This window comes from Vibrio sp. DNB22_10_4 (genome assembly GCF_052879755.1).
The window spans coordinates 365,638-378,647 of sequence record NZ_JBNNXW010000003.1 but is presented as its reverse complement, the minus strand read 5'-3'; the positions used below and the strand labels follow the sequence as shown (position 1 = coordinate 378,647).

General features: G+C 46.1%; 12 protein-coding genes. 9 read left to right on the top strand and 3 right to left on the bottom strand.

What is annotated here, in order from left to right:
• The first annotated feature begins 61 nt into the window (after positions 1-61).
• The 6 genes from ACVA6Q_RS12610 (at position 62) to ACVA6Q_RS12585 (ending at position 6,870) form a co-directional block, all read left to right on the top strand.
• Entirely contained in the window at positions 62-604 is a 543-nt protein-coding gene (locus ACVA6Q_RS12610; protein WP_446647737.1) for a TRAP transporter small permease subunit, read from the top strand.
• A 10-nt stretch (positions 605-614) separates the two neighbouring features.
• Positions 615-1,898 carry a TRAP transporter large permease gene (locus ACVA6Q_RS12605; protein WP_446647736.1) on the top strand — a complete coding sequence of 428 codons (1,284 nt, stop codon included), beginning with the start codon at positions 615-617 and terminating at the stop codon, positions 1,896-1,898.
• Positions 1,899-2,053: 155 nt separating this feature from the next.
• The gene (locus ACVA6Q_RS12600; protein ID WP_353498439.1) at positions 2,054-3,403 is read left to right on the top strand and encodes a cache domain-containing protein; all 1,350 of its coding nucleotides are present in this window, start codon (positions 2,054-2,056) and stop codon (positions 3,401-3,403) included.
• Positions 3,403-4,038: a response regulator transcription factor gene (locus tag ACVA6Q_RS12595; protein WP_042498079.1), complete on the top strand. Its 636-nt coding sequence runs from the start codon at positions 3,403-3,405 to the stop codon at positions 4,036-4,038. The genes ACVA6Q_RS12600 and ACVA6Q_RS12595 overlap by 1 nt, the downstream gene beginning before the upstream one ends.
• Before the next feature lie 457 nt (positions 4,039-4,495).
• The gene (locus tag ACVA6Q_RS12590; RefSeq protein ID WP_112461507.1) at positions 4,496-4,972 is read left to right on the top strand and encodes a MarR family winged helix-turn-helix transcriptional regulator; all 477 of its coding nucleotides are present in this window, start codon (positions 4,496-4,498) and stop codon (positions 4,970-4,972) included.
• A gap of 326 nt (positions 4,973-5,298) precedes the next feature.
• The gene (locus tag ACVA6Q_RS12585; protein ID WP_112461508.1) at positions 5,299-6,870 is read left to right on the top strand and encodes a BCCT family transporter; all 1,572 of its coding nucleotides are present in this window, start codon (positions 5,299-5,301) and stop codon (positions 6,868-6,870) included.
• A 57-nt stretch (positions 6,871-6,927) separates the two neighbouring features.
• Here the strand turns inward: ACVA6Q_RS12585 and ACVA6Q_RS12580 are convergent, their stop codons facing one another.
• Positions 6,928-7,557 carry a CatB-related O-acetyltransferase gene (locus ACVA6Q_RS12580; RefSeq protein ID WP_446647735.1) on the bottom strand — a complete coding sequence of 210 codons (630 nt, stop codon included), beginning with the start codon at positions 7,555-7,557 and terminating at the stop codon, positions 6,928-6,930.
• A 387-nt stretch (positions 7,558-7,944) separates the two neighbouring features.
• Here ACVA6Q_RS12580 and ACVA6Q_RS12575 point away from each other — a divergent pair, with 387 nt between their 5' ends.
• Together ACVA6Q_RS12575 and ACVA6Q_RS12570 are read left to right on the top strand one after the other, a co-directional pair.
• Entirely contained in the window at positions 7,945-9,828 is a 1,884-nt protein-coding gene (locus tag ACVA6Q_RS12575) for a methyl-accepting chemotaxis protein (RefSeq protein ID WP_446647734.1), read from the top strand.
• 125 nt (positions 9,829-9,953) lie between these two features.
• Positions 9,954-10,559, top strand: coding sequence for a DNA-3-methyladenine glycosylase I (locus ACVA6Q_RS12570; protein WP_446647733.1), 606 nt, complete (start codon positions 9,954-9,956; stop codon positions 10,557-10,559).
• On the opposite strand, the gene ACVA6Q_RS12565 is transcribed toward ACVA6Q_RS12570, so the two are convergent.
• On the bottom strand, positions 10,551-11,354 hold the full coding sequence (locus ACVA6Q_RS12565; RefSeq protein ID WP_446647732.1) for a fumarylacetoacetate hydrolase family protein: 804 nt from the start codon (positions 11,352-11,354) through the stop codon (positions 10,551-10,553). The genes ACVA6Q_RS12570 and ACVA6Q_RS12565 overlap by 9 nt on opposite strands.
• Positions 11,355-11,466: 112 nt before the next feature.
• Between ACVA6Q_RS12565 and ACVA6Q_RS12560 the strand changes: the two genes are divergently transcribed.
• Positions 11,467-12,147, top strand: coding sequence for a DNA-3-methyladenine glycosylase I (locus ACVA6Q_RS12560; RefSeq protein WP_446647731.1), 681 nt, complete (start codon positions 11,467-11,469; stop codon positions 12,145-12,147).
• A gap of 112 nt (positions 12,148-12,259) precedes the next feature.
• Here ACVA6Q_RS12560 and ACVA6Q_RS12555 read toward each other — a convergent pair whose 3' ends face one another.
• On the bottom strand, positions 12,260-12,775 hold the full coding sequence (locus tag ACVA6Q_RS12555; protein ID WP_446647730.1) for a glycine cleavage system protein R: 516 nt from the start codon (positions 12,773-12,775) through the stop codon (positions 12,260-12,262).
• Positions 12,776-13,010: the final 235 nt, after the last annotated feature.

The window sequence follows — 13,010 nt, the reverse complement described above, 5'->3', positions numbered from 1 at the left end:
CCATTGTCATACGCCCTAATCATAACTATTAACGAATCACGGCGGATAGGCGGAAAGTTGTATGCGTAGTTTAATTTATATCGAAAGACTGTTTAACAAGATAGCCGATGCGCTCGGGTGGCTATCCAGTATTCTTTTTCTTCTTCTGTTAGCAAACGTGGTTTATGACGTTGTCATGCGCTACGTCTTTAATGATGTGTCGATTGCCTTCCAAGAAATGGAGTGGCACCTGTTTTCAGCGGTGTTTTTATTAGGTGTGCCTTATGCCATAAAAGCGGGCGGTCACGTTCGTGTGGATGTGTTCTATGAGCGCTTATCTATGAAGGCGCAGGCCATTATCGACTTACTCGGCACCTTTATCTTTTTGTTCCCATTTTGCCTATTGGTCGCTTGGTACGGTATCGACTTTGCGAAAGAAAGTTTTGAGCTTGGTGAAACTTCCGGTGACCCAGGTGGCTTACCTTATCGTTGGGTGATTAAAGCGATGATCCCATTGTCCTTCTCATTTATGGCGATTGCTGGCTGCGGATTGGTGCTTCACTCATTGAACAAGTTGTTTAATCCGCATTTGATGTACGCAAAGTCTTCCGGCGCTAAAGAATAAGGACGTTCTCATGATCGGTATTGTGATGTTTTTTGTAGCCTTGTTCGCGCTACTACTTGGTTTCCCTGTCGCCTTCACCTTTGGTGGCATTGCATTAATTTTTGGTGTTTGGGCTGAAGGCATGGAGATGTTTGCCTTTATGCCATATCGAATTCAATCCATCATGGAGAATACGGTACTCATGGCGGTGCCTCTGTTTGTCTTCATGGGGTTGGTGCTTCAAAAGACGCGCCTAGCAGAGCAGCTTCTAGAGTCAATGGGGCGCTTATTTGGTGGTGTGCGAGGCGGAATTGCTATCTCTACGGTGCTGGTGGGTGCATTGCTGGCCGCATCAACGGGTGTAGTAGGTGCTTCTGTTGTAGCAATGGGTCTTATCTCTCTGCCTGTCATGCTTAAGTACAATTACGACAAAGGGCTTGCCTGCGGCACGATTTGCGCATCGGGTACCCTTGGACAAATTATTCCGCCTTCTATCGTACTCATCTTGCTTGGTGATGTGTTGGGTGTGCCGGTTGGCGATCTATTCCAAGCGGCGCTGTGGCCAGGGTTTGTTCTAGTTGGTGCCTACGTACTCTATATTCTTATCTATGCCAAGCTGAACCCAGAGAGCGCGCAGCCAATCCCACGTGATGAGTCTATTTCACGCTCACAAGAGGTTAAAACGGCACTTAAAGCCATAATTCCACCTTTAGCGCTGATCGTAGTCGTACTGGGCTCGATATTCGCCGGTATTGCGACGCCAACGGAGTCTGCAGCATTGGGCGGCGCTGGTGCGATTGTGTTGGCTGTGCTTTATCGTCAATTTAGCTGGAGCATGCTTTACGATGCGTCCAAAGAAACGGTAAAAGTGACGGCGATGGTGTTCGCAATCTTGCTTGGTGCGACCGCTTTCTCAATGGCGTTTACCTACACTGGCGGCGATATGCTGGTGGAAGAGTGGATGCTAGAAATTCCAGGTGAAAAATGGGGCTTCTTGATCATCACTATGCTGGTTATCTTGATCCTTGGTTTCTTCATCGACTTCGTTGAAATCTGCTTCATCATCGTACCTATGATTGCGCCAGTCGCTGAGCTGATGGGTATCAACATGACGTGGTTTGCTATCTTGATTGCGATGAACCTACAGACCTCGTTCTTAACACCACCATTTGGATTTAGCCTGTTTTATCTTAAGGGAGTGGCGCCAAATGGAGTCACGACACGTGATATCTATCGAGGCGTGATGCCATTCATCGCGATACAGATAGTGGTACTAGCTTCTCTCCTCATCTTCCCAGAGTTCTATGGAATGTGATCGCCTTGGCGTAAGCTCAGCATAGCGTTTCATTTCACCGCCACTCGTTGGTAAGGTTAGTAAAGCTGCACTTAGTGCAGCTTTACTCGTAAGTGCAAAGGTGAATGCAGTTAAGGGGCGAATATAGCAAAAGGCGAATTTAGGAAAGGATTTCTATGCCGTTAAAAGCCAAACTGATTCTACTGACGTTGATCCCGCTGGTCATTGTAACCGCGAGCGTCAGTTGGATTACTCTCTACCAAGCTAAGGCATTGGGCGAAAAGGAAATCAGCATCTTTCGCGAGAGTCTGATCCGCACTAAAGAAGCCGCATTGAAAGACAGTGTTGAGCTTGCTTTTGATGCTATCGAGCAAGCGTATCTAGATCCTACTTTGTCGGAGCGAGAAGCGAAGGTCGAAGTGAAAGCGATTTTGAACCGTCTTCGCTATGGAACAGACGGCTATTTCTTTGCTTACGATAAGATTGGCACCAACTTAGTCCATCCCATCATTCCCGAGTTGGTGGGACGAAATCTACTTAAACTTCAAGACCAAGATGGCGATTACCTGATAGAAGCTCTGCTGTTTCAAGCGCAAGCGGGCGGCGGTTTTCATCAGTACTTGTGGCAAAAGCCCTCGACTGGGGAAACGGTCACCAAGTTGAGTTACGCTGCGTGGCTTGATAAATGGGAGTGGATGATTGGTACAGGTTTGTACATTGAAGATGTAGCGCAAGAAGTGGCGGTGCTGCGCGCCGCCATTGACAATAATATCGAAACCACCATGTTTTCTATTGTCACCATTTTTGCCGTTACAGTTGCGGTGATCATTGTATTAACGCTGGCGATCAATTGGCACGAACATAAGCTTGCTGATAAGAACCTTAAAGAGCTGGCACATAAGACGGTGATGTTTCAAGAAGATGAGCGCAAGCATTTGGCGAGGGAACTTCACGATGGCGTGAATCAGTTGCTGGTGTCGAGTAAGTGTCATTTAGAGCTGATGGACACGGGCAGTGTGGATGACCGCTCTATGGATCATCTCAAACAATCACAAACCTCGCTGTCAGAAGCGATTATGGAAGTAAGACGTATATCTCATCATCTAAGACCAAGTGCGTTGGATGATATTGGACTTGAAGCCGCCATTACCACCTTGCTGCAAGACTTTAAAAATTACTCGATGGCGGAAACAAATCTGGTACTTGACGCCAATACACCCAAACTGAAGTCCGAAGTAGCGACTACACTGTATCGAGTAGTGCAGGAGTCGTTAAACAACATCGAAAAGCATGCCAGTGCGACTGAAGTGACGGTGTTTCTCAAGCAGTTTGGTGAAGTTCTGCAACTTATTGTGTCTGACAATGGTGTGGGTTTTGATGTCAGTAGCGCAATGAATAGCCGCGGAATAGGACTGCGTAATATGCGCGAGCGAGTCGAATTTATCGGTGGTGAGTTTGAACTGATTAGTGAGTATGGCAAAGGAACAGAAATAACCGTATTGTTGACGGTAGAAGGAGCGGTGTGATGGACGACCGAATTAGTGTAGTGATTGTCGATGATCATCAAGTAGTGCTTGAAGGATTTATGGCGCGTTTAGAACGCGAACCCGATATTGACGTGGTGGCAACAGCCAGTAATGGTGTGGAAGCGGTTGAAGTTATCAAACAATCGATGCCAGACGTCGTATTGATGGACGTCAGCATGCCAATAATGAACGGCATTGAGGCAACGGAAGTATTGAAAGCTGAGCTGCCGAACGTTCGCGTGTTAATGCTGACCATGCACGACAACCGTGAGTATATTATGAAGGTGATGCAGGCTGGGGCGGTCGGCTACATGCTTAAAGAAATTTCTGCCGAGAAAATGGTTCAAGCCATTAAGACGGTTCATCAAGGGTCGACGTATTTTTGCGAGTCGGTAACTCAAACCTTATTCTCTCAAGACATCACTCCAACAGCGGTAAAGTCCAACCCGCTGAGCCGCCGTGAAGAATCGGTTTTGACCTTGGTCGCTCAAGGCTGCAGTAGCAAGAAGATCGCTCAACTGTTGAATATTTCTTATCGAACGGTCGAGACGCATCGCCAGAATATCAAGCATAAGCTGGACTTGCATTCTACGGCAGAGTTGGCGAAGTATGCGTTAGAGAATGGTTTGTCATAATACTGAGAGTACTGGCTTAGCACAGGCGATGTGACGACAGGAACGAGCCTATGTTCTCCCCTTCAAATAGGGGGGAGCTAGAGGGGGGTATAGTGCGGTGAAGTTGCGACAAGTGGTTAGTTAAAGTTTGCGAACTGATTTGTAAGATCCTAGTTATTTAGAGTTGGCTTTATGTGCATCGCTTCTACCCCTCCTAGCCTCCCCTTAGTAAGGGGAGGAACAACTGGCTCGCTTCGCATCGCTTAACTAGAGCAATGAAAGCAGTGATGTGACGATAGGAGCGAGCCAAAGTTCTCCCCCTAATATAGGGGGAGCTAGAGGGGGTATAATGCGGTGAAGTCACAACAACCACTCACCCTAATGTGATCTCACATAATTTTTATCAATTTTCCCACACATCAACAGCAAAGTTCTGTTATAAAGTGCCCGCAATATCAGTGAACGTTTGGAATTAGTTTTGGAAAAACACGAAGAAGTCTTAGTAGCGTTACGTCAGATCATTCGAGCTATCGATCTACATTCGAAGAAGCTCAAGAAAGAGTGTGGTTTGACTGGCCCGCAATTGATCCTCATGAATACCATTCGAGATATGGGGGATGTGACCATTCGTGAGTTGTCGAATTCCACTAATATTAGCCAAGCTACCGCGACGACGATTATTGATCGTCTAGAAGCGCAGGAATACGTCCAGCGTGTGCGTAGCCAACAAGACAAACGCAAAGTCCACGCGGTATTGACTGAAAAAGGCCAAGAAGTGCTGAAAAATTCGCCGCCGCCACTGCAAGATAATTTCGTGAACAAGTTTCAAGCGTTGGAGAGCTGGGAGCAGACGCTGCTTCTCTCGTCTATCCAGCGTATTTCATTGATGATGAACGCTGACGATCTTGATGCAGCCCCCGTTCTGCAGCTCGATAGTAATATATCGAAAAACTAAAATACTATCCGGGTCTGATGATTTTTTGTTCGCTTATCAAGCCCGGTTTTCTCATTCCTCACACCGTCATATCGTTTTTTATTTCTCTACTCTGTATTTAGAAGCGCCATACTCTTTTGAGTACTAATCTTTTTTATCTCCAAGCTGTTTGCTTAAAATATCGCCATAAAAATCACATATTGTGAAATTACACTTATAATTTGGTAGAGTACTGCGCTGAAAAGTAGATTAATGCATGTTCTCAGCGATTTTTGTATGCCAATGTCGCCGTTATATAGAACATTAGATGCTTTGAGTTGAAAGCAATTTGGTCATAGAGAGGATTCATGACAAAGGGTATTGATAAGTACAGTATTGATAGTACTGACTACACAATAGGACAGGATAATGTCCAAAAGTGGGGGTTTGATGTTCACAACCCAGTATTTGGGATCAGTGCAGGTTTTATTGCGCTTCTCCTAGTAATGACCGTGATTGTTGATGCCGAGACGGCAAAGAGCGCACTTGATGGAATTAAGTGGAGCATCATCAACAAATTTGACTGGCTATTCATGTGGTCTGGCAATATTTTCGTCGTTTTCTGTTTAGTGTTGATTGTGACGCCTTTCGGAAAAATCCGCCTAGGCGGTACTGATGCTGTCGCCGATTATTCATTCATGTCCTGGCTTGCGATGCTGTTTGCCGCAGGTATGGGTATTGGCCTGATGTTTTGGAGTGTGGCTGAGCCAGTCGCTTACTTCACAGGATGGTACGAGACTCCGCTTGGCGTAGAGGCGAATACAGAGCAAGCGAAAGAGCTTGCGATGGGAGCAGTGATGTTCCACTGGGGCCTTCACCCTTGGGCGATTTACGGCGTGGTAGCGCTATCACTGGCGTTTTTTGCGTACAACAAAGGCCTGCCTCTTTCGATGCGTTCAATCTTCTATCCAATTTTAGGTGATAGAGCTTGGGGCTGGGCAGGACACGTAGTTGATATCCTAGCGGTACTTGCAACACTCTTCGGTCTTGCAACGTCACTGGGTTTGGGCGCACAGCAAGCGGCGAGTGGTATTCAGCACGTATTCGGTATTGAAGCGGGCATGACACTACAAGTCATCGTTATTGCGGTTGTGACACTTCTGGCGGTTGTATCGGTGCTTCGTGGCATTGACGGTGGCGTAAAAGTCATGAGTAATATCAATATGATCGTGGCGTTCTTGCTGCTGATTTTGGTGGCGCTCATTGGCTATGCGGTGACATTCGCCTCGATTCCAGACACCCTGTTTGCCTACCTAAAGAACATCATTCCATTAAGTAACCCACACGGTCGTGAAGACGAAGCTTGGATGCACGGTTGGACTGTATTCTACTGGGCTTGGTGGATTTCATGGTCACCATTTGTAGGTATGTTTATCGCACGTGTATCGAAGGGTCGTACCGTCCGTGAATTTATTACAGCAGTACTGATTGTCCCAACGACTGTGACTGTGATCTGGATGTCTGTGTTCGGTGGTTTGGCCATCGATCAAGTCGTGAACCAAGTAGGTACGCTTGGTGCTAATGGTCTACGTGATATGCCGCTGGCGATGTTCGAAATGTTCGATGCGTTGCCAATGGGCACGCTGCTTTCGATCATTGCTGTGATTCTGGTATTGGTATTCTTTATTACTTCGTCAGATTCTGGCTCTTTGGTTATCGATAGCATCACAGCGGGTGGTAAAGTCGATGCGCCAGTTATTCAACGTGTATTCTGGGCGTTCATGGAAGGTGCTATTGCGGTTGCGCTTCTTTGGATTGGTGGCACAGAGGCGATTGCGGCTCTGCAAGCAGGTGCTATTTCATCCGCACTACCATTCACTGTTATCTTGCTCATGATGTGTGTGAGCTTGCTAATGGGTATGAAGACAGAGCGTTACTAAGCAGCTAAGCTGACTACGAAATAAAACTAGAAAGAGCGGTCGATGACCGCTCTTTTTTTATGCTTTGAAATTGCGACTCGCCGCTTCTAGTGCGTCTATGTTGGATGCGCAAATCAATGGTTTTAACGCGTCAAATTTCTCGGGACTCCAAGTGTATATCTCAAGCGCTAGCAGCCTGTGAATTGTCGTTTCATCGAACCGATATTTTATAATGGCGGCTGGGTTTCCACCAACAATCGCATAGGGTGGGATGTCTTTGGTGACGATACTATTTGCCGCGACGATGGCGCCTTCTCCCAATGTCACTCCCGGCATTAGCATTGCTCTCATACCTATCCATACGCCATCTCCAATGCGGGTATCGCCTTTTGATTGGTAGGCGTCATCAATAGATTCCATAAAAGGGTAGAGCGAAAACCAATCGCTGCGATGGGTATGATTGCCACCCATCAGAATGACGGCTTCCGCACCAATACAGACATAGTCTCCAATATATAACTGGTCGATAGGCCAACGTGGCGCCCGGTCTTTGGTGTGTTCATCACCATGTAAATAGCGCACGACTGATGCTTCAAAACCATCATCGTAAGCATCACTGTAATAGCTATGTGACCCTTTTATATGAATGTTCTGGTTTTTGACGGTTTGATGGAGAAGTTCAAATTGTGTCCAGTGTTTGTTTTTCATTGTTTACCTTGGGTTGTCTAAGTGGATTAATCCAAATGGAGTAATGGTGTTAGATAGCCCTTCAGCTAATGGATAAAGGGTCGTTTGAGGTAAGCAATGATGACAGCAACCAGAGGCAACTGAAAAAGGTGTTCAGGCATGTTTGCGTCCAAGTAAGGGTAGGATCTCGCAAGTATAGCTTTTATCAGGTGTATTTGGTCGCACCAAAAATGGAATAAATGTTTGTTATTTGCGGGTAGTCAAGAATATGACGTTGTTACATCATCTTAAGTCAATATATTGCCTCTCGATTTTGCCTTTAAATATGTATATTATTCGACCGCCATTTGCCGATTCATAATTTGAGTGAATGGTCAGTAAATCCTATAAATAACAGAATAATAACTTATGAACTTATCATTAAGACAAAAGCTCATTGCCGCTACGTTGAGCGCAGTGATCATTATGGCTTTGGCTTTGACCATCCTTTCTGCCAATCAACTCTCTTCTCAAACCAATGCCGCGATCACTGCGCGTGCAAATAATGTATCGTTTGCCGCCGTTGAAGGTATCAAAAATTGGATTGATATTCGTAAAGACATCGCTAGCGCGTTTAATGGTTTTGCTGACCAAGAGGACAACGTACCTTACTTGCAGCAAGCGCGTATCGCTGGTGGATTCGATGACATTTTCTTTGGTACGCCTGAAGGTGACATGTATCGCTCCCATCCAGAGCGCAACCGTGCAGATTACGATCCAAGAACCCGCCCTTGGTATCAAGACGCAAAAGCCGCCAACAAACAGATCATTACAGAGGCGTATCAAGATGCGATTACCAATGCGTTACTAGTAACGATTGCTGAACCTGTACGTACACATGGCAAAATGGCTGGCATTGTGGGCGCTGACGTGCTGATTGATCAGCTAGTCGATGATGTGATCAGCCTAAACGTGGGTGACAATGCCAGTGCTATGCTGATTGACCTGACTAACGGCACGTTTCTCGCGCACCCAAAAAGGTCACTGCTGCTGAAACCGGTCACGGCGCTAGGCCAAAACTTTACGACTCGTACTATTGAGCAGAAAGTCGCGGACCGCTCAATCTTGGAGCTAACCCTAGGTGGCTCTGAGAAGCTTATGTTGTTCTCGCAAGTTCCAGGCACCAATTGGGTATTTGCTATTGAATTAGACAAGGCTACAGAGCTTGCGGGACATAAGACGGCATTGACGCAACTTGTTGTCACTTCATTGATTATTTTGGTGTTTGTCGCGCTTATTGCTTCATGGCTAATGAGTTTCTTGGTGAACGATCTGGCTCGCGTATCGAAAGCGCTCAAGGAAATTGCGTCTGGTGAAGGTGACCTAACTCAGCGACTAGAGCCGAGAAGCAAAGATGAAGTAGGGCAGCTAGCGCGTAACTTCAATACGTTCGTGAGCTATATGCATGAAACTATCATGCACTTGAAAGATGTCTCAATCGCACTGTCTGAACAAGCAAAAGACACGGCAACACATGCGCGAGTTCGAAGTCAGCGTATTCAAACTCAGCAAGATGAAATTAACATGGTAGCTACTGCAATCAATGAGATGGCTGCCGCGACACAAGAGATTGCGAACAATGCTGACATGACCGCGTCAAATTCGTCAGAGGCGGTAGGGGCCAGCACCCATGGTGCGGGTCAGGTATCGCAAACTCAAAACTCTATTCAGAATTTGGCTGCGGAAGTAGATGTAGCAACATCGGTTATCCAAGAGCTTGAAGTTCATGGTAATAGCATCAATACCATACTTTCGACGATTCAGGACATTGCAGAGCAAACTAACTTGTTAGCACTCAATGCTGCGATTGAAGCGGCTCGTGCTGGAGAGCAAGGTCGTGGCTTTGCGGTTGTAGCAGATGAAGTTCGTGTTCTGAGTCAGCGTACTCATGCTTCTACCCAAGAGATCCAAAGCACGATTGAAACTTTGCAAGGCACTACGGCGAAGGCGGTTGGCATTATGGGAGACAGCAAAGCATTGGCAGAAACCAGTGTTGATGATGCCAATAGCGCAGCAGCGAGTTTGACGCAGATCCATGCCGCAGTTGAGCAAATCAGTGATATGGCCGCGCAAATTGCTACGGCTGCTGAAGAGCAAGCTTCGGTAACGTCTGAAATTACCCGCAATACGCAAGGCATTCGCGACGTCTCTGATGAGCTGGCAGAAGAAGCGCAAGAAGCGGCTCAGCAAGCGGTTGAACTCTCAGACTTGTCGCAGAAGCTAGAAAGTGAGATTGGTCGATTCAAGATCTAATCAACTGTAGATCTAAACACTGCTTTTAGAAAATCACGGCCTGTGTCAGTACCTTACTGGCACAGGCCGTTTGTTAGGAGTATGCTGAACTCTAGTGAAAATGGATTGTAACGGAGGTACCGAACATGGCTAATCGCTGCCCTTGGTTGGATGAAACTAAACAAGACTATGTGGAATATCATGATCAAGAGTGGGGCGTGCCCGTTCTTGATGATAGAACCTTGTTTGAGTTTCTGGTGTTAGAGTCTGCTCAGGCAGGATTAAGCTGGTACACCATTCTCAAAAGGCGTGACGGGTACCGACGTGCGTTTGCCAATTTTGATGTAGAGAAAGTGGCGGCCTTTACCGAAGAGGATGGGCTGCGCTTACAGCAAGATACCGACATCATTCGTAACAAGCTAAAAATCAGCTCGACGATTACCAACGCTCAATACTTTATAGAGATTCAAAAAGAGTTTGGTAGCTTTAGCGACTATCTGTGGTCGTTTACCGATCACAAGGTATTAGTCTGCAGTTATAAGGAACTTGAGGACTATCCTGCGACCTCGAAGGTATCGGACGCGCTCAGTAAAGACCTTAAAAAGCGTGGCTTTAAATTTGTTGGCTCTACTATCATCTATGCGTTTCTCCAAGCCGCAGGGCTTATCAATGACCACAGCCTCGACTGCTATCGACGCCAAGAGGTCATCGATAGCTACCAAGCGTTAGGTTTAGAATACGAGTTAGTTTGAGCCTTGAATGGTATTGGTGACTGTACCGATACCGTCAATAGAAACGCTAACTACATCTCCAGCATTGAGCGAACGTGTGCGCCCCGGCGTTCCTGCAAAAATCATGTCGCCTGGATTCAGTGTAATGTAGGTACTTATATATGAGATAATTGCAGGTACATCGTGAATCATATTGGCAACGCTTTCTTGCTGCATCACTTTGCCGTTTAGCGTGGTGGTGATGACTTGGTCTTTAATCGCGACATCGCTAACGATAAAACTAGAAACAGGGCCAAACCCTCGAGCGCCCTTTGCACGCCACCACTGAAGGTCTTGTCCTTGCCAACTGCGCTCAGTGAGGTCATTACCCGCTAGATATCCGAACACACACTCCAATGCAGATGTCTTATTGACCTCTTGGCACGGTTTGCCAATTACAATAACTAACTCACCTTCAAAGTGGACGTTGTTGGCGCCTTTTGGGAAGGAGAGATCGCCGCTTATTCTCACTGAATCGACAGATTTAAAGAAAATCTCTGGCTTTGCAGCACCTGAATTTCCGGCATGGCTTCTAAAGTTGAGCCCTACGGCGTAAACGCTACCACCCGCCAATGGGGCGACAAGTGTAGCCTCTGACGACTTGATGGTGTCTAGCGTTTTGGGATTATTGAAAGGAGAGTCAGACAAGATGTCATAGAGCTTTTGGTTTTCTTCAACGACTTTGACCCAACGCTGGCTGCCTTTATATTCAACTCGACCAAATTGGGCGGCTATAACGTTTAGTGGTAGTAGAACAAAAATCAAAAGCGCTCTCATAAGGGCTATCCTTAGCTAGATTCCAAGTGTCAGTAACGAGTATAGTTACGAAATACTTCTTTTATGGTTCATTTGATTAAGTTGCATTTTTAGCAGTAGGTAATGGAAATTTATGGAAAAGTTTGATTCGATTTATGCGAGAGCAGCAGAGCGTAAAGGGGGAGAGCAGGGGCTTGAGTCAATTGTTTCTAAGCCTCTTACGCGAGATGAAGTTGCCGCCATTCCTGAGGATCGTTGGTTGTCTGCTTTTTCTATGAAGGTGTTCCAAAGTGGCATCTCATGGAAAGTAGTGAGAAATAAATGGCCTAACTTCGAAGAGCACTTTTTTCAATTTCGTATTGACCCATTGCTCATGCTTTCTGAAGAACAGTGGGAACAAAAAGCGCAAGATCCTAAAATTATTCGTCATATGACCAAGGTGATGTCCATACCAGCCAATGCAGCGATGATTCAGCGAGCACGCTTTGAACATGATTCTTTCGCCCAAATGGTGGCAGATTGGCCGAAGGAGTCGATAACGGATTTATGGGCACATCTGAAAAAACACGGCGCTCGTCTGGGGGGAAACACCGGATCTTATGCGTTACGACAATTGGGTGTAGATACCTTCATTTTGTCTAATGATGTGGAAGGGTATCTTCGTAATACCAACATTATTGATTCTGGAAGAGGTACTAAACGTGCTATGACTGCTGCAAACAAAGCCTTCATGGAATGGCACCAGCAATCAGGTCGTTCGCTGTCTGAGATAAGCCAAATCATTGCCTATGGGTTTGGAGACAATCGCGTTTAGATTGGATTGGTGTGCATTGTAAGTAGACCCCTGCCTGGCGCAGGGGTGACGATAACATGTAGATGTAATTCACTAAGGCTGACTGTAAAAATCAGCCCAATAGCGAATCATTTTAGGACTCAAGAATCACACGAGTATCTTCGCTCAACGCTTCAAGTTCACTCGCTACATCTTCTATTTGCATCGCAGGCGGGATCTTTAGTGCCATGTTGGCGGTAAACAAGCTAGAGCCGATACCACCGCCGCCAGCGAGAAACACACGCTGACAATCCATATCTAAAATACGAATATCTTGTCCATCTAAGAATTGAGTGATTTCATTGACGATACCGGCTCTGTCATTGGCGTCGAGTCTTAGTTGGAAAACTGTCTCATGCTCATGACGATGCGGATCCGTATCTGAAATCTGGACGAGCAAACCTTGTTGATTGTTGAAGGCATCTTTGACAACTTGCGCATTGTCGCTCGGAAGCTCGACTTTGATGACAGCGGCGACGTTGTCTTCAATAAAGTTCACTTTACTCACCAGCCATTTCCCCCCGTTTTCGTGGGTCACTGATGCGAGGTTTTTAATGGTGGCTGGGGTCGCTTGGCCAACAAAGTTGACGATAAAGGTACTACTGCTCATACATTTCCCTCCACAGGTACAAAACCAATAACTAATTGATTAGTTAACTCCAGTTTAGATCTAAAACGCTCGCCACGCATGATTGACCTCAAGGTTCACACCAAAAAACCTCCATGAGTTTAGGGAAGTGTAATTAACTCCACAAAACTCATGGTTTTTGCAGCGCTGACAATCAGTTATTCAGCAGATCATTTTTCAATTAACTTCAATTGACAGTTCTCTGACATTTATTAAC

What these genes read in the sequence shown, in the direction of transcription:
- ACVA6Q_RS12610 (WP_446647737.1), top strand. Translation starts at nt 62, where the DNA reads ATGCGTAGTTTAATTTATATCGAAAGACTGTTTAACAAGATAGCCGAT.
- ACVA6Q_RS12605 (WP_446647736.1), top strand. Translation starts at nt 615, where the DNA reads ATGATCGGTATTGTGATGTTTTTTGTAGCCTTGTTCGCGCTACTACTT.
- ACVA6Q_RS12600 (WP_353498439.1), top strand. Translation starts at nt 2,054, where the DNA reads ATGCCGTTAAAAGCCAAACTGATTCTACTGACGTTGATCCCGCTGGTC.
- ACVA6Q_RS12595 (WP_042498079.1), top strand. Translation starts at nt 3,403, where the DNA reads ATGGACGACCGAATTAGTGTAGTGATTGTCGATGATCATCAAGTAGTG.
- ACVA6Q_RS12585 (WP_112461508.1), top strand. Translation starts at nt 5,299, where the DNA reads ATGACAAAGGGTATTGATAAGTACAGTATTGATAGTACTGACTACACA.
- ACVA6Q_RS12580 (WP_446647735.1), bottom strand. Translation starts at nt 7,557, where the DNA reads ATGAAAAACAAACACTGGACACAATTTGAACTTCTCCATCAAACCGTC.
- ACVA6Q_RS12575 (WP_446647734.1), top strand. Translation starts at nt 7,945, where the DNA reads ATGAACTTATCATTAAGACAAAAGCTCATTGCCGCTACGTTGAGCGCA.
- ACVA6Q_RS12570 (WP_446647733.1), top strand. Translation starts at nt 9,954, where the DNA reads ATGGCTAATCGCTGCCCTTGGTTGGATGAAACTAAACAAGACTATGTG.
- ACVA6Q_RS12565 (WP_446647732.1), bottom strand. Translation starts at nt 11,354, where the DNA reads ATGAGAGCGCTTTTGATTTTTGTTCTACTACCACTAAACGTTATAGCC.
- ACVA6Q_RS12560 (WP_446647731.1), top strand. Translation starts at nt 11,467, where the DNA reads ATGGAAAAGTTTGATTCGATTTATGCGAGAGCAGCAGAGCGTAAAGGG.
- ACVA6Q_RS12555 (WP_446647730.1), bottom strand. Translation starts at nt 12,775, where the DNA reads ATGAGCAGTAGTACCTTTATCGTCAACTTTGTTGGCCAAGCGACCCCA.